The following is a 23641-nucleotide window of genomic DNA, read 5'->3' as shown; positions in this document are numbered from 1 at the left end:
CAGGGTTAAAGGCTAACGTAAGATTTCATTTTCTCCAGCATTTTAGGGCCAATACCTTTAACATCCATGAGCTCAGCTACACTCCGAAATGAACCATTCTTTGTCCTGTAATCAATAATGGCTTGGGCCTTCTTCTCCCCGATCCCCGGCAATTCCATTAACCCCGAAATGTCAGCTGTATTTATATTGATTTTTCCGGAAGTATCTATTGGAGCGGGCTTCTCGTCTTTCTCTTGGGATAAAATTTCTGGTGCAGCAGGTGTAGAAGCATCAATGATCGGCGCTGCATTTGCAGCAGTATCTGACTTCGAAGGAGCTTCGCCAGACTCATCTTTCACTGGTACTTTATCTTTGGATGCGGAAGGCTCCTTATTCTGTTCGACATTATTCTTCTCTGGAATAGATATGGGACTATTCTGATCCTGGATACCAAGCGTCTCTGTGATTTCTGCATTCAGCGGTTTCCACTCTTCGGTACCCTCGGTAGCATCGTCATTTCCTCCAGCAAAAAGAATTAGTCCGCAGCCTAGTAAAGCGATTATAACACTCCATCCTAACGGAATTCGTCTCATGAATATCTCTCCAATCCCGAACGGAATACCCGTCCGATTGATAAAACATCATTTATAGCGCTATCATTCTCCAATTAGACCTAAATCGGTCATCATTTAGCGGTTATGTCGCATACATTAACGATATGACACGGTATCTCTATGCCGTAATGCACGAAAGGAGGGAACGTACACATGAAGGTTGGTTTTATCGGTACAGGCAGCATGGGTAGTCTGTTAATTGACTCCTTTATACGATTAGGAGCTCTACAGCCTGAGCAAATTTATGTGAGTAACCGGACTCGTCAAAAAGCTCTTGCGCTAGCGGTTCGCCATCCTGGATTAACCGTATGCAGAAGTAATATAGAGGCCGCGTCACAGAGTGACCTGTTCTTTCTATGCGTTAAGCCCGGCGAATTTAAACCAGTCATAGATGAAATCCATGAACATCTTCTTACCTCTCAACTCGCAATTTCCATTACGAGTCCCGTCCAGCTGTATCATCTTGAATCAGCGCTTCCCTGCAAGGTAGCGAAAATTATACCTAGCATCACTAATCAAACCGGAAGCGGTGTGTCTCTATGTATTTATGGGTCACGGGTAAAAGAAAAAGACAGGCTGCTTTTAGAAAGCCTCCTGTCTTCGATTAGCAGGCCCATGGAAGTTCTGGAATCACACACACGGATTACTTCCGATTTTTCCAGTTGCGGGCCTGCTTTTTTGAGTTTTTTTGTGGAAAAATGGATTGATGCCGCGGTCGAAATGACCGGAGCCGACCGCCCAACGCTTAACGCTCTAGCCGGAGAAATGCTGCTTGGCACCGGCAGATTGCTTACGGAGGAAGGTTTCTCTCCTGAACAACTTCAAGAAAGAGTGGCTGTTCCCGGAGGTATTACCGCCCAAGCACTGTCTCTACTCGAAAACAGGCTGGACGGTCTATTTCACCAACTGATCACCACCACACATGAAAAGTATGAGGAAGATCTGGAGAAATTGGATATCGCCTTCGGAAAATCGGTTAACCAGCCACGATATTGACTAGTTTACCCGGCACTGCAATCACCTTGCGGATACTCTTTCCTTCCAGCGCCTGCTTGACATTTGGAAGGGAGAGGCTATATTCTTTCATCGCTTCTTGGTCCATATCTTTAGCGACCTTAGTCCGTTCTACGATTTTGCCATTTACTTGAACTACAATTTCAACTTCAGCGTCAACAGTCCAAGCTTCATCGAATTCAGGCCAAGGCACGTAAGTAATGCTCTCGCTATGACCCAGACGGCTCCAAAGCTCTTCTGCCAAGTGCGGAGCAAGCGGCGAAAGCATTTGTACAAAGTTCTCCATCGCTTTACGCGGCAGTACATCTACCTTGTAACCTTCATTGATGAAGATCATGAGCTGGCTGATTGCTGTATTAAAGTGAAGATGCTCGAAATCATCTGTCACCTTCTTGATCGTCTTATGCCAAATGCGTTTGAATTCATCCGATCCTTCACCATCGACGATCTTAGAATTCAGCTCGCCATTATCACCGACAAACAGACGCCAGATTCTTGACAAGAAGCGATGAGCTCCTTCCACACCATTAGTATTCCAAGGTTTGGTCGCCTCAAGTGGACCCATAAACATTTCATACACACGAAGTGTGTCTGCGCCGAATTCATTCACGATGTCATCAGGGTTGATAACATTACCGCGAGACTTACTCATCTTCTCGTTGTTGTTACCCAGGATCATACCTTGGTTTACAAGCTTCTGGAATGGCTCTTTCGTATCAACCACTCCGATATCGTACAATACTTTATGCCAGAAACGGGCATACAGCAAGTGAAGCACAGCATGCTCAACACCACCGATGTACAGATCAACCGGCAACCACTCTTTCTGTTTCTCTTTAGAGCAAAGCTCCTCGTTGTTGTCCGGATCAATGTAGCGAAGGTAATACCAGCAGCTACCTGCCCACTGAGGCATCGTATTGGTCTCGCGACGGGCCTTCATGCCCGTCTCAGGATCTACGGTTTCAACCCACTCTGTTACGTTGGCAAGCGGCGATTCACCTGTACCGGAAGGTCTGATCTGATCTACATCCGGCAGAAGCAGCGGAAGTTGATCCTCAGGTACAGTCTTCATCGTACCATCTTCCAAGTGAAGAATCGGAATCGGTTCACCCCAATAACGCTGACGGCTGAACAGCCAATCTCTCAGACGGTAAGTAACCTTTTTCTCACCTTTTCCGTTCTTCTCCAGCCATTCATTCATCGCCTGAATAGCCGCTTCATTATCTAAACCGTTCAGGAAATCGGAATTGACGTGCTCACCGTTACCGGCATACGCCTCCTCTTCTACATTTCCTCCCTTAACGACTTCGATAATATCCAGACCGAACTGCTTCGCAAACTCCCAGTCCCGACTGTCATGTCCCGGAACAGCCATAATTGCGCCTGTACCGTAACCTGCCAGCACATAATCGGCAATCCAGATCGGAACCTTAGCGCCATTTACCGGGTTAATTGCATAAGCCCCTGTAAATACACCAGTCTTATCTTTCGCCAGATCCGTACGTTCCAGATCGCTCTTACGTGCCGCTTGATCTTGATAAGCTTTAACAGCTTCCTTCTGATCTTCTGTTGTAATGCGGTCTACGAGCTCGTGTTCAGGAGCCAGTACACAGTAGCTTGCACCGAACAATGTGTCTGGACGAGTTGTAAATACAGTCAGATGATCATTGTGACCGTCGATATCGAACCGAACTTCTGCACCAGTTGATTTACCAATCCAGTTGCGCTGCATATCTTTAATGCTCTCAGTCCAGTCCAGCTCCTCCAGATCTTCCAGCAACCGCTCAGCATAATCTGTAATCTTCAGAATCCACTGGCGCATCGGTCTACGGATAACAGGATGCCCGCCGCGTTCCGACTTTCCATCGATTACTTCTTCATTGGCAAGAACCGTTCCAAGTGCTGGGCACCAGTTCACCGGAATCTCGTCAACATAAGCTAAGCCTTTCTTATACAGCTGGATAAAAATCCATTGGGTCCATTTGTAATACTCAGGATCCGTTGTGCTGATCTCACGGTCCCAATCGTAAGAGAAACCGAGTGATTTAATCTGACGACGGAAATTATCAATATTCTTAATTGTAAATTCCCGTGGATGTTTACCTGTGTCCATTGCATACTGCTCAGCAGGAAGACCAAATGCATCCCAGCCCATTGGATGAAGTACATTGTATCCGCGCATCCGTTTAAAACGGGAAACAATATCCGTTGCTGTATAACCTTCAGGGTGTCCTACGTGCAGACCAGCACCTGATGGATACGGAAACATATCCAATGCATAAAATTTAGGTTTGGATGAATCTTCATGCGTTTTAAACGTTTTCTGTTCATCCCAGTACTGCTGCCATTTCGGCTCGATGGCCTGCGGCTGATAGCCGTGGCCTGTTGGTTGATTTTCACTCATACTTTCCTACTCCTCCTTCGCGGTCAAGCACGGTTCATAACCGTGCGCCTCAAAACAAAAAAACCTCATCATCCATAGCGTCTGACGCTAGGGACGAGAGGTTTGATTCCCGTGGTACCACCCTAGTTAGCAAAAGGCATGCTTTGCCTTTCACTCCCTTTGCACCTCTATCGCAGGTGAGACGACGATGATTCATCGGCCGGGCACTAAGCTTACAAACAAGCTGCCTGAACCGGGTTGACATCGTTACTCCAAGGCGAGTTCATTTCCTTCGTCAACCGGCTTGCACCAACCGCCGGCTCTCTGTGTGATCGGGTGAGAAACTACTAATCCTTATCATCGTATTGTATTCGATTTTAATGACGATATTATATCGAACATCGCCGGTTAAGTCAATGCAGACAACCTGCTGTTACGGTAATCTTCCGGCGTTCTTCCGACCATCTCCTTAAACATACGACTGAAATGAGCCAAATGTTTAAAGCCAACAGCATAACAAACCTCAGTTACAGCCAGATTTGGATGAAGCCACAGCAAAATTTTTGCCTGATTAATCCGGCGACTATACATATATCTGAATACTGTCGTACCTGTTACTTCTTTAAATAATGAGGACAAATACTGTTTTGTTAAATGGACAGCATGAGCAATATCTTCAAGGGTCAGATCGTTCATATAATTTTGTTCTACATAGGTTATAACATGCTGGACATGACGTTCTTTCTCAGAAAAAGAGTCTCTGTGGTTTACAGCAGTACGGCACAGCTCCGAGATAACACAGAGCATATCGAACAAACGCAGCATTCTTCGTTCCTGAGTAGCTCCCATTTTGTTCAATCGATCTAAATCCACCATGATTTTCTCGAACTCCATTCGCTCAGATCCATTCAGCGATATTCGGTAGTTGCTAAGCTCCTCAAACGGATTCAATAACGCCGCGGCTGCCTCCGGTTGAACCCAGCGTTTCACAAATCCGGGATCAAAATGAGCAATACTTCGTATATAGCGCACATCAGGCTCTATACGCGGACAATGCAGAGTCAATCCGTTCATAAGAAGGAGATCACCAGGTTTTAGAACATAAATCTTGTCTCCGATGAGATAGGTACATTGTCCTTCGTGAAAATAATATATTTCATAAAAAGCATGGGAGTGAAATACACCGCCAGCCATCGGGTCTTCATTTCGGTAATGAAATTCGAATGGCTGATTAAGTTGCATTTGCTTGCGGTTAAAGGACACCGGTTTCATAGAGTTTATCCCTTCTGATCCTTGGTATTCCTTTAATTATAACGGATATGATTATTGAATACGAACCGCCTCATTCTGTGCAATAATACATAGTTCCCCCGCTTTAAATGCATGTTCCTGCGACATCGCTCGTTCCGTACGTTCCATGCAGTCTACAATTAACTCCCCGAAAAACGGATAGCCTACCTTCCCCTTTAATTCCATATGGTACTCACCTTCATGATTAACCAGATAAAGATGATCTCCCTGCGGATCTCTAGCAAGATCAACGTATTTACGCATTTCGATATAACCATCCGTACCAAGGATGAACGTCCTTCCATCTCCCCAAGAACTGAGTCCATCCGGTGTAAACCAGTCCACCCTGAAATAATTTGTTGCTCCGTTGTCACCAATCAATGTTGCATCACCAAAATCCTCAAGTTCCGGATACAGCGGATTGTTGTAGTTAGCCACTTTACTGCTCATCACCTTGGCATCCTTGCATCCCGCATAGAATAAAAACTGTTCGATTTGATGAGATCCGATATCGCATAGAATCCCCCCATACTGCTCATGACAAAAAAACCAATCTGGACGGGACGATACGCTCAAGCGATGTGGTCCAGTTCCCATCACCTGCAGCACTCGCCCTATGGCACCGTCTTGGATTAATCTCCCGGCATAAATAGCGCTCTCTACATGAAGACGTTCACTATAATAGACCATATATTTCTGACCCGTCTCCGCTACCTTGGCTTTCGCCGCCGCAATCTGATCCAGCGTAGTAAACGGAGTTTTGTCTGTAAAATAGTCTTTGCCGTGGGACATGACTGCAAGCCCCAGTTCGCATCGTTCGGATGGAATAGCAGCAGCAGCAACAAGCCTAACCTCCGGATCCTCCAGGATTTGAGACGCTGAGGAAGCCGCTTGAACTTGGGGGTATTTTTCGCAGAATTGTTCTACTTTTACAGGATCGGGATCATATACCCATTTTAATGTCGCACCTGCCTCAACTAATCCATTACACATTCCATAAATATGACCGTGCTCTAGAGACATCGCCGCGATGACGAATTCTCCGGGACCGACAACAGGCTCCATTTTACCTGTAGGCGCGTAAAGCATACCATTGTTACGATTCACATCATCACACTCCTTAACCAAACGTCGTTGTCATATCTACAGGTCCGGTTTCTATTACTGTCTTCTGATAGGTTGATTTCTTAATCCGTTCCTGTAAATGCTCATAATATAAATCCTCGTCAAACGGAATGTTGACCCAGTTATCTGTCCACGTAGAGAGATGCATCGCATTCGAAAGGGTCAGACCATGGATTCCTTCTTCTCCCGGTGCAATGAGAGGGGTCCCTTTCAATATCGCATCCGTAAAATTCTGCATGATACCGCTATGTTGAGGATTGTTCCCGAACACCGGTATCTCACATTTCCAGCACTCCGGCTCACCAAAACCTCCTTTAAATTCCTGATTGAACTCAGTCTCAGATACCCTTAGCCGCCAAAATGTCAGCTTATCGTTCTCTATGACAATCTTGCCGCGCTCCCCTGTAACTTCAAAACGATTCGTCCCCGGAGCTTCACCCGTTGTCGTAATAAAGACACCCGTTGCACCATTCGCATATTCCACATATGCAGTCACATCATCTTCCACTTCAATATTTCTGTACTTGCCAAAAGAACAAAATGCTCTCATTCTTATCGGCATAAGCCCCGTTGTCCACTGCCATAAATCCAGCTGATGAGGTGACTGATTAATAAGAACTCCCCCGCCTTCACCAGCCCATGTCGCGCGCCACCCACCAGAATCATAGTAGCTTTGAGAACGATACCAATGTGTAACAATCCAGTTCGTTCGACGGATTTCACCCAATTCGCCCGAAGCAATGAGTTCCCTAAGTTTTTGATACAGCGGATTACAGCGCTGATTGTACATGATGGAATATACTTTACCGCTCTCTGCCGCAACCTTGTTCATCTCTTGAACCTGTTTCGTATGAACACCAGCAGGTTTCTCAATCAGCACATGAAGACCTTGCTCAAAAGCAAAAATGGCCTCCTTCGGGTGCTCATAATGGGGTGTTGCGATAATTACAGCATCAATTTCACCAGAGGACATCATAGCCTTGGCATCACCCCACACCTTTACACCGTCTGGTAATGCTGTCTTGGCCATCTCCTGCTTGCTTGCCTGTATATCACAAACGGCCGCTAAAGAAGCACCGTGTATTTTACCTTCTGCCAGCGTTTTTGCATGACTGAAACCCATTCCTAATCCGATAACGCCGATTCTAACTTGCTCCATGTTTCATCCTTCCCTTCTATATAGATAACATGAGTTATGCTCGGTACATGGCTTATGTATCACTCTTTGTATGTGTATTACTTCATCCATTCTTCCATCTGCAACACAAAATACTTCAGCATTTCCTTAGACGGATATGTACCGCTAAAATCCTCAATCCCTAAGTATCCGTCATACCCAACGGCTTTCAAGTCAGCCAAAACTTGAGGCCAAGATACAATACCATGGGCAAGTGGCAGCCATTCTCCTGTCCATTCTGTATGCAATCCATCCTCAGATTTTCTCATGCGAAAGCCTGCATTTTTCACATGAACATGAGCAAGATACGGCCCCAAAAGTTCAAGTCCCATTCTGTAATTCTCAAAGCCTTCATGAACCATATTCCCTGGATCGTACAGAACACCGATGTGATCAGAGTCAAAATGACTAACCAGCTTATGAGCCAATCCTGCGCTAGGCGCAATGGTTTTGTGATGTGTTTCCACAAGTGCCTTCACACCATAATCTGCAGCTAAACGTTCCACTGATTCCAGATATCGAACCGCTTGTTCGTAAAGATCATTATAGTTCGTTCGACCGTCATAGCCTGGAACACCCGCTCTTATGAAAGAAGCGCCAAGCAGCTTGGCTACCTTCATCACTCGTTCTGTGCTTTCGATATCACCGCACTCTAAATAAGGAACGACGGCAATACTCTTCAGATTATGCTTCTTGGCAGCTTCAGCAAATCTCAACCATTCCTCCTCTGTACCATATGGATCTATAGAGCAGCGATTGTGCCGCCAAAATGAGGGTTCTTCCTGAAGTGCATCTTTCGGTACTTCCTTGAAACGCCATTCTATTCCCTCTACTCCCGCTTCTTGTGCAGCAACTGCAAGCTCTTCGGGATTCAAATCAGGCGTTGCAACCGTAAATACAGAATATTTCATATTCTTCTCCACCCTTCTAAACATCTGATTAATTGATACTTTGTTCTGCATGATGATAGTTCATCTGTCCATGGGGAACATCACAACGTAAACGTTTTCAATTTGTGCGGTTTTAGTCTATCATAGGCACTCAATCAAACATATGCTTATCACTCGCAATCTTAACCACAATCAAACATAGCGTAAAAGAAGCGTTTCCTATGCAAAAGCAGATATATATTAGAAAAACATACACACAAGTAACGCAAAAAAGGACTGCATCCCGTAAAGTATCTACGTTAGACAGTCCTTTTTTATAACTAATATTATATTATTTTACTGCGACATAAAACAGCCTTTGAGCATCCTCACCTGCTTCTATCCACTCAAAGTCTGCGTAACACTTTACGTCTCGAAATCCAGCCTTAGTAAGCTCAACCTTCATCCAATCAGGATCATACCCTCGCTGTGTGTGCGTTTCCTCGAAACGACGATACACAGACCGGTCGCTCTCGTCCCTTGCAAAAATAGATAAATGATGTTCAATTTCACAGCGGGGTTCATCGAGTGCGCAGGTCCAAATGTATGAAACCTTATGATCATCTAGGACAAAAGGCTGCTCCTCATCATAACGGATCAAGGTGTTTGGATGATGAACATCAAACAGGAAGGTACCGCCTTCCTTAAGCCCCTTGAACGTACGAGCAAACACAGTACGGATATCGTCTTCCTCAAGCAAGTAGTTTAGACAATCACAAAACGATATTACCGAATCTACCTGCTCAGGAAGTTCAAAGTCACGCATATCCTGCTGTATCCAGCGAATACTGCCGTCCCGAAACAAGCGATTTCCTTGTGGAGTTTCCTCCAGTTTACGACGGGCAATCGCTAGCATGTCGGCTGACAAATCGATCCCTGTTACTTCAAATCCCGAATTCACGAGCGGTATGGTGATGCTGCCCGTCCCGCATCCAAGTTCCGCCACGCTTTTCGGCATACCATGCTTTTCCCAGGCTGTTCGTGCGAACCGGAGCCATTCAGGATAAGGCATATCCTCCATAAGTTGATCGTAAACGTACGCAAATTTGCGGTAAGACAACATGATGACACCACTTTCTATAAGCTTCCCTTATTTCTTGCCTTCTTCAGCGAATTCCGAGCTGCCTTCGTTACCCTTGGCAAGATATGTCCAACTTTCCTTCTGTGTGACTAGACCTTCTTTCATCAGCTTACCTAGTGCACGTTTAAATGCTGACTTACTGATGCCAAAACGTTGCTTGATAATATCAGGCGGGGTTGCGTCAGAGTATGGCATAGCTCCACCTGGACGTTCCTTCAAGAAAGCCAGCAAGCGATCCGCATCATTAGTCATGCCTACTTCTTTACGAGGCACCATTGACAGGTTAACACGTCCATCTTCACGAACATGACTCACACGGACACGAACTTCTTCTCCAAGACGAAGCAGGCGCGTGCGCTCGGAAGAATGGATCATCCCAATTGCCCCAAAGCCAAGGACGCCGCCATCTACAATAACGAAAGTCCCCATTTGAAGCGGCTTGTACACCAGGGCTGTAAACCATTCGTTAAGCCATGCATCCGGTGCATTGAAAGCCATCGGCGCGAGCTCCTGCTCTCCAGCGAGCTTAGCACGAAGTCGTCCCTGTTTATCATGTTCCATCATAACAAATACATAATCGCCTACCTGCGGATGAAGTTCTTTCATCTCAGGCAGTTCGCGAATAGGAAGCAGCAGTTGACGGCCTAGTCCCATCTCTAGGAAGCAGCCTAAACGTGGATGAACATCGGCCACCATCAGCTTAGCTGTCTCACCAAGCGTAAGGTATGGCTTTTTCATCGTTGCAGCCAGACGATCTTCCGTATCAAAAAATATAAATACTTCTACCGTCTCACCAGGCTCTACCTTTCGGGTAAGTTCGGTGTAGTGGAGCAGTACATCCATATCGCCACCGTCCAAAAAATAACCATAAGGTGATACTTCACGTAAAATCTCCAACTGCACAATTGTTCCTGCGATCAAACTCATACGTTCTCCACCACTTTAGCGTCAGACCACAAACGCTCGATGTTATAGTATTCACGCTCATCACGATGGAAAATATGAACTACCACATCTCCGAGGTCCATAAGCACCCAACGTGCAGCATCCATCCCCTCCAAGCCACGAAGTGATACGCCTGCCTCGTGAGCGCTCTTGCGTACTTCCGTTGCAATAGCTTGAACTTGGGTATCGGAATTACCGTGGCAAATTACGAAATAATCGGCAACTAGAGAAATACCTCTCAAATCAAGTGCCACAACATTCATTGCTTTTTTATCTTCAGCAGCCTTAACGACTACATTTAACAATTCATTCGGATTTATCGTCATGAATTCGCCTCCAATTGCTTTATTAAGTCATTTCGTGCTAATAAGGTTAATGGATATATGATCTGCCTGCGAGATAGGAGATGATTTATCGTCGAATCAAATCCAGCTAAAAGCGCCTCTTCAAGGCTATGGTTGGCCAGTTCACGAATATTATTCACACCAGGGAAATCTCTCCCCGGCTCCATGTAATCTGCCAGACAAACAACTTTATCGAGAAGCGTCATACCTACCCGACCAGAGGTATGGTAGCGTATCGCATCCAGCACTTCCTGATCCGTTATTCCATAATCCCGCTCTGCGACAAAGGCACCTACTTCTGCATGCCATAATTGCTTATCATGCTCCAGAAGATCGCCACTCAATCCGTTATCTACTAACACTTCTTTTAATTTTAACACAGGCCAATATTTAGCGACATCGTGCAGTATAGCTGCCAAATCTGCTTTTTCTGGATCTGCCCCATACTGCTCTGCGAGTTTAACGGCCGTATCCATGACGCCCTGTGTGTGTATCCAACGCTTTTCGGGCATCTGGGATGATACGGCCTCAATCAGTTGTTCCCGGCTGTATCCCATAGATTCCGCTCCTTACAATATAATCATAGACACGGTCTGGAACCATATATCGAATGGATTTACCCTCTGCTGTTCTCTTACGAATCATGCTCGAGGAAATATCCACAAGCGGCATATCCGCAATTCTAACAACACCCTGTAAAAAGACAGGCAACCGATTCAGATCTAAATCCGAACCAGGTCGATTCACACCTATAAAATCAAGCATTTGGGCAAGCTCAGCAATTCGATGCCATTTCGGCAAATAGTTGACCATGTCTGCACCGACAATGAAAGTAAACTCAATATGTGGATACATACGGCGCAGCTCCTCCACCGTATCGATGGTGTATGATACACCTCCACGCTCCACTTCAAAGTCCAGTGTCCGAAAAGAAGGATGACCGTCAACCGCTTCGGCTGTCATTTCCAGTCTCATTTGCCCGGTCACGCCTGATTCCTGCTTATGTGGAGGAATATGACTCGGCATAAACCATACCTCATCCAATCGGTAGGCATCAAGGGCAGATTCTGCTGCCAGCAGATGACCGATATGGATGGGATCAAACGTACCTCCCATTATGCCAACCTTCATCCGGTTCGCCTCCTTATTAAGGCAATTCGATCGTTTTGTTATCCTTCGATTCTTTATACAACACGATTGTTTTACCAATCACCTGTACAAGTTCTGCCTTAGCACCTTTAGCTAGTTCTGCCGCAATTTCACGCGGATCCTCAATGCAATTGTTTAGCACAGATACTTTTAACAGTTCTCGCTTTTCAATCGCTTCAGAAATATGACGGATCAGGTGATCATTGCTGCCGCCCTTACCGACCTGAAATATAGGATCCAGATGATGCGCCATTGATCTTAAGTATCTTTTTTGCTTTCCTGTTAACATTCTTTTTCATAACTCCCTTAATTTCATCTATTCCAAGCATTTCTCTGTTCCGAAACATTTATTTTAGCGCTTGATGTATCTTTAAGCAAAACAAATATTTAGGAAATGATTCAGCTTGCTTTATATTTTAAAACTGTGAAGTACAGCCTCTTTCATAATTTCAACCGGTGCTGCAAGACCTGTCCAGTATTCGAGCGCATACGCACCTTGATTCACGAACATACCAAGACCACCATGAATGATGCAGCCTTTATCAGAGCTTGTATGGAGAAGTGCTGTTTCAAGTGGATTATATATAAGGTCACTAACAACAATCCCCTCAGGAATCCACTCCTTGGGAACCGGAAGATCAGCGATATTAGGATGCATTCCCACAGAGGTCGTGTTGATTAAGACATCTGCAGACGCAACAACCTCTTTAGCTTCTGCTTCGGAAAACCCTTGGATATCGGCCAATGCTCCCCATTCCTGAGCAAGCTCAATCGCCTTTGAGGCAGTTCGATTAACAACAGAAATTTGGTCAGGATGCTCAGCGGTCAATGCATGAATAATTCCCCGAGCTGCACCGCCTGCCCCAAGAACGACGATTTTTTTGCCATTCAGAACTGGACAAGCTTCTTCCTTCAAGGACCGCACATATCCAATCCCATCTGTATTATACCCGGTAAGAACACCATTGTTATTCACAATGGTGTTGACAGCACCAACCCTTGCTGCTCCCTCATCAATATGGTCTAAATATTTCATTACCTCAACCTTATGAGGTATCGTTACATTAATTCCACGAAATCCGAGTGAGCGAACAGCTTGAATCGCTCCTTCAAGTCCTTCCGGCTTAATATGAAGCGGAACATAACTCCCCGGTATGCCAAGAGCTTTCAAAGCTGCATTGTGCATAACCGGCGATTTGGAATGGATAATCGGATCCCCTATCACACCGAGCAACATGGAGCCACTTGTCGGTGTACTTCCTGCTTGTTGTACTGAATTCATTTCTTATATCCGCCTCTCCCAAAAGACAGTCTTCGATCTTGTTAGATCAATGAAGGACGCTGAAGCACCTTAACCCCTTTAGGTACGTGCACTGCAACAAGAGCACCTGTATCTCCATTCACCTTAATCCAGCCCAAACCAGAAATAAAGATGTCTGAACGTGATCCCTTCGAAACCCTGATCTCATGTCTAGTCCATTCAGGCATTTCTTCAAGCCGCTCCTTGGTAGGAGGCGACAACAACTCCCCTGCATGCTCCTCAAACAATGAATCAGCACGTTCAAGTTTGGTACGGTGTATTTTCAGGCGACCACTAATAAAGCAGGTAAAGGATTGATGATCCCCTTTAATAAAATCAAACCGGCCCATTCCGCCAAAGAACAATGATTGGCCTTCATTCAGCTGATATACCATTGGTTTAAGTGGATTTTCAGGCATAACAACACCCAGGTCTTCGCGACTGACGATCTCACTGTATCTCCAAGGATAGACGATTCCCGGCGTGTCTACGATATAGTGTCCATCATCAAGTGGTATATTAACCATATCCAGTGTTGTTCCTGGATAGCGAGAAACTGTCAACTCCTGCTCCAAATCGCTGTAATCCCGGATCAAACGATTTATAAGCGTGGATTTACCAACATTCGTTCCACCCACAACGTAAACGTCACGATCTCCACGATATTCAGCCATCGTATCAAGCAATCGATCAAATCCTTGATTCTTCTTAGCGCTGCAAAGTACGATATCTGTCGTACGAAGACCTTGCTCTTTGCACTGCTTCTGCACCCAGTTCAGCAGCTTGTTCCAGTTGGTTACTTTCGGAAGAAGGTCGATTTTATTCACAGCGAGAATCACTGGATTATTACCGACAAACCGCTGTAGGCCTGATATTAAACTTCCTTCAAAATCGAAAATATCAACAATATGAATAACGAGCGCATCTTTGCTACCGATTTGTCCTAACAGACGCAGAAATTCATCCTGATCTACGGCAACGGATGCCACCTCGTTATAATTTTTAATTCGGAAGCAGCGCTGACAAATGACCGGCTCACGGTCCCAGGCTTTTTCCGGCAGATAGCCAGGCTCACCCTGTGCAGTATGCTGAAGTGAAATGCCACAGCCGCTGCATTTCTTGATGACTTGTCCGCCTAATGGCTCCATCATGATCTCTTATCCTCCTCAGTCCATAATCCTTGCTTACGCAGTCGCGTCAAAGCGATTCGTTCTATGCGGCGGTTTACCCACCGCGTAAATCTTCCTTCATCATTGATTGCAATAGGCATAACCAAAACGGTATACAATCCCAAGCGGTTGCCACCGTAAACATCCGTCAGCATCTGATCTCCCACAACAATGGTCTGTTCATGGGTCAGATCCATCATTTTCATCGCCTTCCGAAAAGGGGTATTGCTCGGTTTACGGGCTTCATGCACATACTGGATATCTAAAGGAGTGGCAAATTTAGACACACGCTCCAGTTGATTATTGGAAACGATGATCAGCTGAAAGCCGATCTCTTTAACTTTTTTGAACCATGCCACAAGTTCCGGTGTTGCAAGTGGAGCCTTTGCCCCGACAAGCGTATTATCCAAATCGGTAATAATACCCCGGTAACCTTGTTCATATAATTCCTCCAGGTTTATGTCAAAAACCGTATTAACTCGGAGTTTAGGAATTAACATTTTAAACAAATTCGTCACCTCAATTTCATACGAAAAACTATACCATATTCCGGTTGGTTAGTAAAAATAATCGACACGACTCAAAAGCAGCATAAAACCTCTATACTGGGCTAATCTTAGCGATTAAGAATCGCTTACGCTCAGCTAATATCTAGAAAAAGCCGCCCGCAGTTTTCTTATAGAAACCGGGCGGCCGCAATCAAGATTTTTTGACGTTTTTCATTCTTTTTTTCAATTGTTCTGCTTCTGCCTGAACTGTACGCCACTCATCTTCTAAAATGTGTACAGGACTGTAGCGCGCAGCTTCAAACTTCTTAAGAAGAGTTCCAAGAGATAATCCAAGAGATGGATATTCTCTTCCCCATCTGGTAACAGACTCCCGAAGTGTTTCATCGGTGCCTCTTGTTAAACCACGCCTGTGAGCGTAACGCAGCCATCGTTCCGTTTCTGCGATGACCTTATCTGCCGGTGTGAGTGGCTTGCCTGCCCGAAGACGGGCTGAAATGAAACGAAGATTAAACCGCATTCTCCATAAAATATATCCAATCCATGCAAGAATCACTGTTCCTGATATGATTGCCAGTATCAGATATACCGAAGAGTTGCCTCCCTTTCCTTCAGTTGGAGACGCTGGAGCTGTTTCTTCTTCCTTCTCTTCTTCTTTTTCTTCTGGAGTAATGGGCTCCTCTGGATCTGTACCAGCTAGAATCGGCATATTAAATCCAGGTGTTGTTTCGATTGGAATCCAGCCATAATCCCCGAAATATACCTCAACCCATGAGTGTGCATCAGCATTCGTAACGGTATAGCTACCTGAAGCTGAATTCACTTGTCCACTTTGCGATATAAATTCTTGAGCTGGTATGCTTCCAGGAGCATAGCCCTTTACCCATCTAGCCGGAATATCAAGTGAGCGAGTCATCATCACCATGGAAGTTGAGAAATAGTCACAATATCCTTCCTTCACCTCAAACAGGAACGAGTCTACGAAGTCTGAACTTTCTCGTTTGGAAAGATCGGGAGCATTGGTGTAAGTAAAGTTGTTTTGTAAATACTGCTGCAAGAGCATGACCTTCTCATAAGGCGTGTCCCCTTCTGCAGTCACTTCCATCGCCAATGTTTTTACACGCTCTGGAAAATCAGACGGTTGCTGAAGATAGTCATCATCTATATTTCCCGAGTATAACTGTTCATAGGATTTACTGCGAAGTTCCTCAACGGGAATGATTGGAATTTCGGAAGTAAGCACATATGTCTTCGGATAGGTGGGACTTTTAGGCTCGGAATTAAGATGCAGTTCAGATCCCTCATCCTTCCATGAAAGCGTTCCGTTAAGCGCCTCTAAGTCTAATTTATCCACCTTGGAAATCGAATAAGCTCCAAACAACACCGGATACACATTATCATTGAGCATCGTAACGGATTGCTGCACCGTTTTGGTCTCGATACCGCCTGATAAATCTCCATCCAGTTCTTCGCCTATCTCTACATCGACATTATTACGACGGGTTTGTTTGTCTTCCCATCCTGTCCCCGAGTATATCGCTCTCGTCTCACCACGCCAATAACTTCTTTCTTCGGAGGTTACTGACATTACAGGTGAGTAGTCGAAATTAAACCCTCCACCTAATTCATTATCCTCTCGACCATATCCAGACATACTTTCTAATTGATTGTCAAAAATACCCTTTCCCGTCCCGGTTATACCACCTGAAAGCGGTAATCCATTCCATTCTCTCCATGCCGTATAAGGATCTGTGAGAGCTGGTTGGATGTTAGGCATATTGATCCCCGCCAAAATAATCAGCGAAAAAATAACAAGGATATTTCCAATAATTTTAATTGGATATGCCCGAAGTTTACGCCATCCCAAGGGATATTTTTTTTGAAAACGATTGAAATGTTCTGTCACGAGCCAACCCATGCCAGCTGCCACAATCCATGCCGTTTCGTCCCATAATATAATCTTAGTAAAAGAGTCTAATATAGCAAAAGCAACAACATTAAGCCCGACTACTAACAGTATTCGTCTCTTGTTCACTGCCCAGGATGAAACAAATAAAAAAATTGCCCATGACGCCAACGCGAACCAGAAATAAGGTAAATAGTTCACCAAACCATCCGAACGAAGCCATTGCAGCAGGCTCGACTGTACAGGCTGGCCGTACACCTCCAGCGTTCGATACAACGTATAAATAATTAAGGGTAGCTGAATAATCACCCGAAAAGGACGTTTAATAAATACGAGCGCTTCCGTAACCGCAGTAATTGCAAGGGTAGCAATAATGCTTGCAGTCGTTTCTCTAAATAGTAAAGGCTCTGTATAAGAAACCCACTGCATTAATATAAGCCATATCCAAACTAAGGATAATATATAGAAGAAGGACGAGGAGAACCTTTGCCTCGATGACCTCATGATGAACCACCTCCCAAAACAACCGGAAGCTCTTCGAGCGAAGAAGCCGTGTAACTCGTAATCCCCCGAGATTTTAGGATAGACGTATAGTCATCATGGTTACTTTCCATCCCAGCAGGACTTGAAATTCTTAGCAAGCAAGGATTCATCCCTCTCGACTCCGCCCAACGCATAACTTCCAAAACGGAGTGATCGGCCAAAGGACTTACTAACAGGAACAATGCACCTTTCGGAAAGTGACGATGCGCTCTTTTCAATGAAGAGATTAGACTTTCCTCTCGATCGGCGTCAACATCCACCAAATGCTGTATCATTCTCATCCGTTCGCTTGGTGTATCACTCGGCGCAAACACTCCTGATTCCTTGCCTGCCGTAAATAGGCCAGTTCCTGCATGTTCGCGGGCTCCATATTCAACCAGAGAGGCTGCTGCTGAAACTGCAGTCTCAAATTGATTCGAATTGTGATAACCATGAGCCGTACAATCCAAAACGATCATTGTCTTGGGAAATGATTCATGCTCAAACTCCTTGGACTTCCATGAGCCGGTCTTTGCAGTTGCATTCCAATGTATTCGTGAAATACGATCACCATAGACATAATCTCGCACACCGTTAATCTGAGTCGTCTCTCGTCTAGAGCTTGAGATCGTTGTCTGAGTTCCTCCTAGCTTCAAGTTCCGTATACTGCGCTGCCAATCTGGAATGTATATGGTTCTTGGCAACACTCGAAACAATGTACTCACTTCAAACTCCCCGCGATGTTCAATCAAACCAAATATGTCCTCACTAATGCACTCGGTTTTTGAAAATGCATATCGTCCTCTTTCCAAAGGAGGTGTCTGGAACACCAATTCTCCTGAGCCGCGCAAGTTCGGAATGACACTGTCTTCAAAAGACCACCTGTCACCGTTATGACGCTGTAATACTTCCCTTACAATAAGATAAGGCATAGGTAGTAAACCCGGAATTGTTACTTCCATCTTGACGCGAACCTGATCCCCGGCATGCAGGATTTCTCCACGCTCACCCGATGTGACTGACCGGGACGCTTTTACACGATTGACTCCACCAAAGCTTGAACCAATCAAATAGACAGACAAGAGGCTGACCATAGAAAATAGCATCATTGCCGTCTTGCCGCCTTGAAATAAGACATACAGCAAGCATACACACCAAACCGCCAGCACCGCTGCAAGTCTCGACGGTTTTATGCCATTTGTCCATATCGAAAGATAGCGGCGCATACCTATCTTCCCATCTGCACGGGCACTTTGACCTGCTTTAGGATAGACTGCAGCACAGATTCTGGAGTTGCATTGTCGAGTCTGGATTCCGGACGCAGCATAATCCGGTGGGACAACACATAAGGTGCTAGAATCTTGACATCATCAGGCAATACATAATCCCTCTGTTGCAGGAAAGCATACGCCTTAACAGCATTCATAAAAGATAATGTTGCACGTGGACTGGCTCCGAGGATAACGGAAGGATGCTCTCGCGTAGCACGTGTAATGGCTAGTAAATAATCAGCAACCGGGTCCCCAATAAACACCTCACGAATTTCTTGTTGAATGGAAGAAATGGTATCTACATGTGTTACCGGACTAAGCTTGTCCACTAGTTGCCCGTCCCGGGATCGAAACATGAGTTCTTTTTCCGTGGCAGCATCCGGATAACCCAAACTAATCTTGAGCATGAAACGGTCAAGCTGAGCTTCTGGGAGCATATATGTACCTTCAAAATCAATCGGATTTTGAGTAGCGCATAGCATAAATGGATGCGGAAGTTCGTGGGTCTCGCCATCTACGGTTACACTTCGTTCTTCCATAACCTCAAGCAGTGCAGATTGTGTCTTGGTTGTTGCGCGATTGATCTCATCAGCTAAAAGAACATTGGTCATGACAGGGCCTGAGCGGAAGTAAAACTGCTCGTCACGTGGATGAAATACAGATACCCCCGTAATATCACTTGGCAATATATCAGGATTACACTGAATACGGCGATAATCCCCTTGCATGGATTTAGCAAGAGCTTTAATCAGCTGTGTTTTACCTGTTCCCGGAACGTCCTCGATGAGAACATGTCCTCCTGCGAGTAATGCAGTCAAAAGAAGCTGGATCTCAAATTCCTTGCCCAGCAGGCACGATTCAAGATTACTTCGCACCGAGTAAATAATGTTCATAGATTCTTGTCTTACGGGCATGTATTCAAAACCTCCTGTAAGGGAATAAATAGATAATTTACTACTATTGTACATGATGAAGGTCGCTGAGTACATTCAAGAGTATTTTGAAGAGTAAATTCATAAGTTCATTCATACAAAAACAGCCCCAGAGTGTCAATACTCTGGAGCTTCCTTATAATATCAGATTTTTTAGCCTTTGGGACGTACGATTAGCGCGGCCAAAAATGAAAAGATGATCGCCGAAGAAATACCGGCACTTGTGATTTCAAATATACCTGTGACAACTCCGATCCATCCATCTCGTTCAAGCTCGGTCAAAGCCCCATGAACGAGGGAATTCCCAAAGCTCGTTATAGGCACGGTTGCACCGGCACCTGCAAATTTTACGAGAGGATCATATAATCCGAAAGCATCAGCAATAGCTCCAGCCACAACAAGCGTACTCATTGTATGTGCGGGGGTAAGCTTGATCGCGTCCATCATAATCTGTCCGATTACACAGATCAGACCACCGATAATAAAAGCCCATAAAAACTGCATTATAGTTTAACCTCCCATCTCTAGAGCTACCGCATGTGCTACACAGGGTATGCTCTCACCCTGCTGGTACGAGAGCGGTGAGAGAAGCGCGCCTGTAGCAACAACCAATACTTTTTTCCACTCACCACGGCGCATCTTTTTGAGGATATGACCATAAGTAACAACAGCCGAACATCCACAGCCACTTCCACCAGATAAGACGTATTTCTGCTTATCCCGGTCGTATATCATCAGACCGCAATCCATAAACTGAGTCTGATCCATAGGAACCCCTTCTTTTTGAAGAAGTTCTCTCGCAATCGGATGGCCAACCGCTGCCAGATCACCTGTCACGACTAAGTCGTAGTAGCCTGGTGAACGACCTGCATCCCGAAAGTGTGCGGCAATCGTGTCCGCTGCAGCAGGTGCCATTGCAGTACCCATATTGAAAGGATCCTTAATACCAAGATCCATGACTTTGCCTATGGTTGCATAGGTGATTTGCGGCCCAACCCCTTCGGTTGATACAACCGAACAACCAGCACCCGTAATCGTATACTGTGCATATGGGGGTTTCTGCGAACCGTACTCTGTTGGGTAACGGAACTGTTTTTCCACGGTGCAGTTATGACTTGCCGTACCTGCCATTGCATACTGGGCAGCACCGGAGTCGACCATCAAGGCGGCGATCGCTAAGCTTTCCATAGAAGTGGAGCAAGCTCCAAATACACCGATATAAGGGACACCCATTTTACGGGCAGCAAAGGAACTGCTGATGATCTGATTCATTAGATCACCACCCACATAAAACTGAAGCTGATCTTCTGTTATACCTGAGTTCTCCAGAGCAGTTCGAGCTGCATCTTCAAGCAGACGCCGTTCCCCTTTCTCCCAGGTCTTCTCGTTAATCTCAATGTTGTCGTAAATGTAATCAAAGTCCTGGGCGAGTGGGCCTTCTCCCTCTTCTGGACCTACAATCGAGCTAGCTCCCAAAATGACTGGCTTATTCTCGAACTTCCAGGTTTGTCCGGTTACTTTCATCTTCATCCGCCTCCCCCTATGCCGAGAACAGCGTAAATTAAACCTACTATAAAGGCAGCTACCGTACCGAAGACGATGACCGATCCCGCAAGTTTGAACATGCTAGCTCCTACACCGAGCACGAGACCTTCTGCTCGATGTTCTAGGGCCGCGGAACACATAGAGTTAGCGAATCCAGTGACCGGTACTGCTGTTCCAGCTCCCGCCCATTGAGCAATTTTATCGTATACTCCCAGGCTAGTTAACAGAACTGAAATCATAATCAGCACAGCCACTGTCGGGCTACCAGCTTCTTGGTTGTTCATATGGAACACGGACATAAAAAACTGTTGAATACCTTGTCCAATCACACAGATCAATCCCCCGACCAAAAAGGCCTTAAGGCAGTTCTTTAACAGGTTGCCTGGCGGCTCGTGTTTTTTGGCGATCGATTTGTATTCTTCCGGACTCATAGAATTCAGGTTAGATTCGGATTTCTTCTTCGAGTCAGGCAATTCCTACACCTCCAGCTAAGTATATGTTGTTAAACAAACACTGAATTATGGACATTTCGCTCTTTATCATTATGGTTTGAATTGACTTCCTTTATGTTTGGAAAATCATCCATATGAAAAACAGCCTCAAGCCGGATGCTTGAAGCTATTCCATCAAAAAAACTCAAATTAATACATATAACAATAGAATGACCAACAAAATAAACAGGACCACAACCAGCATAAGTTCTCTGCTATACCCATGCCGACTGTGTAGATTAGAGACAAGTTGGTTCATGCTTTACTTCCCTCCTAAGCAACGACAAAAACATGATTAACACAGTATATTCCGCATCTATTGGATGAGTGCCTAATGCACGTCTACAGATGTGAAATGCATGGACTTTTAGACGATGGAAGAGCATACTAGTGATTGACGCTTTTATACATACTATCGAAAAAAGGAGCGAACACAATATGAATCAAGAAACAATGGATTTACTAAAAACATTAACTGAATTCCCGGCGGCTCCGGGCTTCGAACGTGAACTGCGTTCATGGGTTAAGGATGCCCTCTCCCCATATACAAATGAATTCCTGCAGGATCGTCTTGGAAGCATTTTCGGTGTTCTTCGCGGCAATGATGAAGGACCACGTGTCATGGTGGCAGGTCATATGGATGAGGTCGGCTTTATGGTAACGGGAATTACCGAAGCAGGCATGATTCGCTTCCAACCTTTAGGCGGCTGGTGGAGTCAGGCTGTTCTTGCACAGCGCTTGCAGATCATTACGGATCAAGGTCCAATCGTCGGCGTAGTTGGATCTATCCCTACCCATCTGTTAGATGAAGCCACACGGAGCAAGCCAGTTGACATCAAGACAATGTATATAGATATCGGTGCTGATAACAAGGCAGAGGCTGAATCATTCGGTATCCGTCCAGGACAACAGATTGTTCCTATTTGCGAATTCACTCCTCTAGCCAATCCTAAGAAAATCATGGCTAAGGCATGGGATAACCGCTATGGTGTAGGGCTCGCCATTGAGCTCGTTAAAGCACTTCATGGAGAGAAACTGCCAAATACAGTATACGCCGGAGCTACAGTTCAGGAGGAGCTGGGACTTCGCGGTGCAAGAACATCAGCTAATCTGATCCAGCCTGACATATTCTTTGGTCTGGATGCTAGCGCTGCAAATGACATGATGGGTGACAAGAATCAATTCGGACAGCTGGGACAAGGTGCTTTGCTGCGTATCTTCGACCCAACGATGCTGACTCATCGTGGTATGGTTGAATATGTACAGGATACTGCAGATACGAATAAAATTAAGTATCAATATTTCGTTTCTCCTGGCGGCACGGATGCTGGTCAAGTGCATTTGAGTGGAATTGGTGTTCCTTCCACGATCATAGGAATTTGCTCGAGATATATCCATACCTCCTCTTCTATCATCCATACAGATGACTATGAGGCAGCGAAAGAACTATTGATCAAGCTTGTTAAAGGCTTAGACCGCACCACATTGAATACGATTCTCGAACGGGCATAAGCCTGCTTCCTAATAAATAAAAAGCGAAGCCCTTTTTCGGGTTTCGCTTTTTATTTATATTAACAATTTATACGAAGTCATATCACTACAAAAAAAAGTCCAACTGCCAGACTGAGAGGGGGTAAATTCTCAGCGGCAGTTCAAGACGGGGAATAAACCCTTTCTTGAATTGATAAATATGAGGGGACGCTCTATATTTATCACCGCACACTTTTATGTGAGTTAAAATAACATCAAGTCCAATATCGCAAGTGTGAACCAAGAAAGAGACTTTCCTTGCGCTTTATTATATAAGGCATCTCGATCATTTTCAACAACTTTATGTTAAATTATATAACATACATATAACATTTGGTTAAAAACATAAATTCGCTTAACTCGGTGTTCTTTATTCTCTTTTCATCTTATACTTAAGAGGAATATTCAGTATCATCACTTATCGACACAGAAGAAGCGG

General features: G+C 45.0%; 24 protein-coding genes and 1 other annotated feature. Of the genes, 2 read left to right on the top strand and 22 right to left on the bottom strand.

What is annotated here, in order from left to right:
• Nucleotides 1-5: 5 nt before the first annotated feature.
• The gene (locus ACFQV5_RS21390; protein WP_379249794.1) at nt 6-572 is read right to left on the bottom strand and encodes a ComEA family DNA-binding protein; all 567 of its coding nucleotides are present in this window, start codon (nt 570-572) and stop codon (nt 6-8) included.
• Nucleotides 573-746: 174 nt separating this feature from the next.
• On the opposite strand from ACFQV5_RS21390, the gene comER reads away from it, so the two are divergent.
• Entirely contained in the window at nt 747-1589 is an 843-nt protein-coding gene (gene comER / locus ACFQV5_RS21385) for a late competence protein ComER (RefSeq protein ID WP_379249792.1), read from the top strand.
• On the opposite strand, the gene leuS is transcribed toward comER, so the two are convergent.
• The 21 genes from leuS to ACFQV5_RS21280 all read right to left on the bottom strand — a co-directional run bounded on the left by leuS (nt 1570) and on the right by ACFQV5_RS21280 (nt 21931).
• Complete coding sequence (leuS, locus tag ACFQV5_RS21380; protein WP_379249790.1) at nt 1570-4011, bottom strand: leucine--tRNA ligase; 2442 nt, start codon at nt 4009-4011, stop codon at nt 1570-1572. The genes comER and leuS overlap by 20 nt on opposite strands.
• Before the next feature lie 86 nt (nt 4012-4097).
• Nucleotides 4098-4360, bottom strand: a binding site (T-box leader).
• Between the two features lie 38 nt (nt 4361-4398).
• Entirely contained in the window at nt 4399-5262 is an 864-nt protein-coding gene (locus tag ACFQV5_RS21375; RefSeq protein WP_379249788.1) for an AraC family transcriptional regulator, read from the bottom strand.
• A 51-nt stretch (nt 5263-5313) separates the two neighbouring features.
• Complete coding sequence (locus tag ACFQV5_RS21370) at nt 5314-6387, bottom strand: Gfo/Idh/MocA family protein (RefSeq protein WP_379249786.1); 1074 nt, start codon at nt 6385-6387, stop codon at nt 5314-5316.
• 13 nt (nt 6388-6400) lie between these two features.
• Entirely contained in the window at nt 6401-7564 is a 1164-nt protein-coding gene (locus ACFQV5_RS21365; RefSeq protein WP_379249784.1) for a Gfo/Idh/MocA family protein, read from the bottom strand.
• A gap of 77 nt (nt 7565-7641) precedes the next feature.
• On the bottom strand, nt 7642-8493 hold the full coding sequence (locus ACFQV5_RS21360; protein WP_379251118.1) for a sugar phosphate isomerase/epimerase family protein: 852 nt from the start codon (nt 8491-8493) through the stop codon (nt 7642-7644).
• Nucleotides 8494-8803: 310 nt separating this feature from the next.
• Nucleotides 8804-9574, bottom strand: a complete 771-nt coding sequence (locus ACFQV5_RS21355; RefSeq protein ID WP_379249782.1) for a class I SAM-dependent DNA methyltransferase — start codon at nt 9572-9574, stop codon at nt 8804-8806.
• A 27-nt stretch (nt 9575-9601) separates the two neighbouring features.
• Complete coding sequence (locus ACFQV5_RS21350) at nt 9602-10519, bottom strand: CvfB family protein (RefSeq protein WP_379249780.1); 918 nt, start codon at nt 10517-10519, stop codon at nt 9602-9604.
• Complete coding sequence (rsfS, locus tag ACFQV5_RS21345; protein WP_379249778.1) at nt 10516-10863, bottom strand: ribosome silencing factor; 348 nt, start codon at nt 10861-10863, stop codon at nt 10516-10518. The genes ACFQV5_RS21350 and rsfS overlap by 4 nt, the downstream gene beginning before the upstream one ends.
• Nucleotides 10860-11438, bottom strand: a complete 579-nt coding sequence (gene yqeK, locus ACFQV5_RS21340) for a bis(5'-nucleosyl)-tetraphosphatase (symmetrical) YqeK (RefSeq protein WP_379249776.1) — start codon at nt 11436-11438, stop codon at nt 10860-10862. Before yqeK ends, rsfS begins: the two co-directional genes overlap by 4 nt.
• On the bottom strand, nt 11410-12012 hold the full coding sequence (locus tag ACFQV5_RS21335; RefSeq protein WP_379249774.1) for a nicotinate-nucleotide adenylyltransferase: 603 nt from the start codon (nt 12010-12012) through the stop codon (nt 11410-11412). Before ACFQV5_RS21335 ends, yqeK begins: the two co-directional genes overlap by 29 nt.
• Before the next feature lie 16 nt (nt 12013-12028).
• Complete coding sequence (yhbY, locus tag ACFQV5_RS21330) at nt 12029-12319, bottom strand: ribosome assembly RNA-binding protein YhbY (protein ID WP_379249772.1); 291 nt, start codon at nt 12317-12319, stop codon at nt 12029-12031.
• 120 nt (nt 12320-12439) lie between these two features.
• Nucleotides 12440-13312, bottom strand: a complete 873-nt coding sequence (aroE, locus tag ACFQV5_RS21325; protein ID WP_379249770.1) for a shikimate dehydrogenase — start codon at nt 13310-13312, stop codon at nt 12440-12442.
• 41 nt (nt 13313-13353) lie between these two features.
• Nucleotides 13354-14481 carry a ribosome biogenesis GTPase YqeH gene (yqeH, locus tag ACFQV5_RS21320; RefSeq protein WP_379249768.1) on the bottom strand — a complete coding sequence of 376 codons (1128 nt, stop codon included), beginning with the start codon at nt 14479-14481 and terminating at the stop codon, nt 13354-13356.
• Nucleotides 14478-15008, bottom strand: coding sequence for a YqeG family HAD IIIA-type phosphatase (locus ACFQV5_RS21315; RefSeq protein WP_379249766.1), 531 nt, complete (start codon nt 15006-15008; stop codon nt 14478-14480). Before ACFQV5_RS21315 ends, yqeH begins: the two co-directional genes overlap by 4 nt.
• Before the next feature lie 190 nt (nt 15009-15198).
• Entirely contained in the window at nt 15199-17415 is a 2217-nt protein-coding gene (locus ACFQV5_RS21310; protein WP_379249764.1) for a DUF4129 domain-containing transglutaminase family protein, read from the bottom strand.
• Nucleotides 17412-18659, bottom strand: coding sequence for a DUF58 domain-containing protein (locus tag ACFQV5_RS21305; protein WP_379249762.1), 1248 nt, complete (start codon nt 18657-18659; stop codon nt 17412-17414). The genes ACFQV5_RS21310 and ACFQV5_RS21305 overlap by 4 nt, the downstream gene beginning before the upstream one ends.
• A gap of 2 nt (nt 18660-18661) precedes the next feature.
• A complete protein-coding gene (locus ACFQV5_RS21300; RefSeq protein WP_379249760.1) occupies nt 18662-19618 on the bottom strand; it encodes an AAA family ATPase in 957 nt (318 codons plus the stop codon).
• A 171-nt stretch (nt 19619-19789) separates the two neighbouring features.
• Nucleotides 19790-20140, bottom strand: coding sequence for a stage V sporulation protein AE (spoVAE, locus tag ACFQV5_RS21295; protein WP_379249758.1), 351 nt, complete (start codon nt 20138-20140; stop codon nt 19790-19792).
• A gap of 6 nt (nt 20141-20146) precedes the next feature.
• Nucleotides 20147-21160 carry a stage V sporulation protein AD gene (gene spoVAD, locus ACFQV5_RS21290; RefSeq protein ID WP_379251116.1) on the bottom strand — a complete coding sequence of 338 codons (1014 nt, stop codon included), beginning with the start codon at nt 21158-21160 and terminating at the stop codon, nt 20147-20149.
• Between the two features lie 2 nt (nt 21161-21162).
• Complete coding sequence (spoVAC, locus tag ACFQV5_RS21285) at nt 21163-21612, bottom strand: stage V sporulation protein AC (protein WP_379251114.1); 450 nt, start codon at nt 21610-21612, stop codon at nt 21163-21165.
• A 205-nt stretch (nt 21613-21817) separates the two neighbouring features.
• Entirely contained in the window at nt 21818-21931 is a 114-nt protein-coding gene (locus tag ACFQV5_RS21280; RefSeq protein ID WP_379249756.1) for a YjcZ family sporulation protein, read from the bottom strand.
• Nucleotides 21932-22110: 179 nt separating this feature from the next.
• Between ACFQV5_RS21280 and ACFQV5_RS21275 the strand changes: the two genes are divergently transcribed.
• Nucleotides 22111-23184 (top strand): M42 family metallopeptidase, encoded by a 1074-nt coding sequence (locus tag ACFQV5_RS21275; RefSeq protein WP_379249754.1) that lies wholly within the window; start codon nt 22111-22113, stop codon nt 23182-23184.
• The last annotated feature ends 457 nt before the right edge of the window (nt 23185-23641 follow it).

Source organism: Paenibacillus sp. GCM10028914, from assembly GCF_042666275.1.
GTDB lineage: Bacteria > Bacillota > Bacilli > Paenibacillales > Paenibacillaceae > Paenibacillus_AQ.
This window is presented reverse-complemented; position numbering and strand designations above follow the sequence as displayed.

Excerpts from the sequence above, each read along its gene's own strand:
- ACFQV5_RS21390 (WP_379249794.1), bottom strand. The coding sequence starts at position 572 with ATGAGACGAATTCCGTTAGGATGGAGTGTTATAATCGCTTTACTAGGC.
- comER (WP_379249792.1), top strand. The coding sequence starts at position 747 with ATGAAGGTTGGTTTTATCGGTACAGGCAGCATGGGTAGTCTGTTAATT.
- leuS (WP_379249790.1), bottom strand. The coding sequence starts at position 4,011 with ATGAGTGAAAATCAACCAACAGGCCACGGCTATCAGCCGCAGGCCATC.
- ACFQV5_RS21375 (WP_379249788.1), bottom strand. The coding sequence starts at position 5,262 with ATGAAACCGGTGTCCTTTAACCGCAAGCAAATGCAACTTAATCAGCCA.
- ACFQV5_RS21365 (WP_379249784.1), bottom strand. The coding sequence starts at position 7,564 with ATGGAGCAAGTTAGAATCGGCGTTATCGGATTAGGAATGGGTTTCAGT.
- ACFQV5_RS21360 (WP_379251118.1), bottom strand. The coding sequence starts at position 8,493 with ATGAAATATTCTGTATTTACGGTTGCAACGCCTGATTTGAATCCCGAA.
- ACFQV5_RS21355 (WP_379249782.1), bottom strand. The coding sequence starts at position 9,574 with ATGTTGTCTTACCGCAAATTTGCGTACGTTTACGATCAACTTATGGAG.
- ACFQV5_RS21350 (WP_379249780.1), bottom strand. The coding sequence starts at position 10,519 with ATGAGTTTGATCGCAGGAACAATTGTGCAGTTGGAGATTTTACGTGAA.
- rsfS (WP_379249778.1), bottom strand. The coding sequence starts at position 10,863 with ATGACGATAAATCCGAATGAATTGTTAAATGTAGTCGTTAAGGCTGCT.
- yqeK (WP_379249776.1), bottom strand. The coding sequence starts at position 11,438 with ATGGGATACAGCCGGGAACAACTGATTGAGGCCGTATCATCCCAGATG.
- ACFQV5_RS21335 (WP_379249774.1), bottom strand. The coding sequence starts at position 12,012 with ATGAAGGTTGGCATAATGGGAGGTACGTTTGATCCCATCCATATCGGT.
- yhbY (WP_379249772.1), bottom strand. The coding sequence starts at position 12,319 with ATGTTAACAGGAAAGCAAAAAAGATACTTAAGATCAATGGCGCATCAT.
- aroE (WP_379249770.1), bottom strand. The coding sequence starts at position 13,312 with ATGAATTCAGTACAACAAGCAGGAAGTACACCGACAAGTGGCTCCATG.
- yqeH (WP_379249768.1), bottom strand. The coding sequence starts at position 14,481 with ATGATGGAGCCATTAGGCGGACAAGTCATCAAGAAATGCAGCGGCTGT.
- ACFQV5_RS21310 (WP_379249764.1), bottom strand. The coding sequence starts at position 17,415 with ATGAGGTCATCGAGGCAAAGGTTCTCCTCGTCCTTCTTCTATATATTA.
- ACFQV5_RS21305 (WP_379249762.1), bottom strand. The coding sequence starts at position 18,659 with ATGCGCCGCTATCTTTCGATATGGACAAATGGCATAAAACCGTCGAGA.
- ACFQV5_RS21300 (WP_379249760.1), bottom strand. The coding sequence starts at position 19,618 with ATGCCCGTAAGACAAGAATCTATGAACATTATTTACTCGGTGCGAAGT.
- spoVAE (WP_379249758.1), bottom strand. The coding sequence starts at position 20,140 with ATGCAGTTTTTATGGGCTTTTATTATCGGTGGTCTGATCTGTGTAATC.
- spoVAD (WP_379251116.1), bottom strand. The coding sequence starts at position 21,160 with ATGAAAGTAACCGGACAAACCTGGAAGTTCGAGAATAAGCCAGTCATT.
- spoVAC (WP_379251114.1), bottom strand. The coding sequence starts at position 21,612 with ATGAGTCCGGAAGAATACAAATCGATCGCCAAAAAACACGAGCCGCCA.
- ACFQV5_RS21280 (WP_379249756.1), bottom strand. The coding sequence starts at position 21,931 with ATGAACCAACTTGTCTCTAATCTACACAGTCGGCATGGGTATAGCAGA.
- ACFQV5_RS21275 (WP_379249754.1), top strand. The coding sequence starts at position 22,111 with ATGAATCAAGAAACAATGGATTTACTAAAAACATTAACTGAATTCCCG.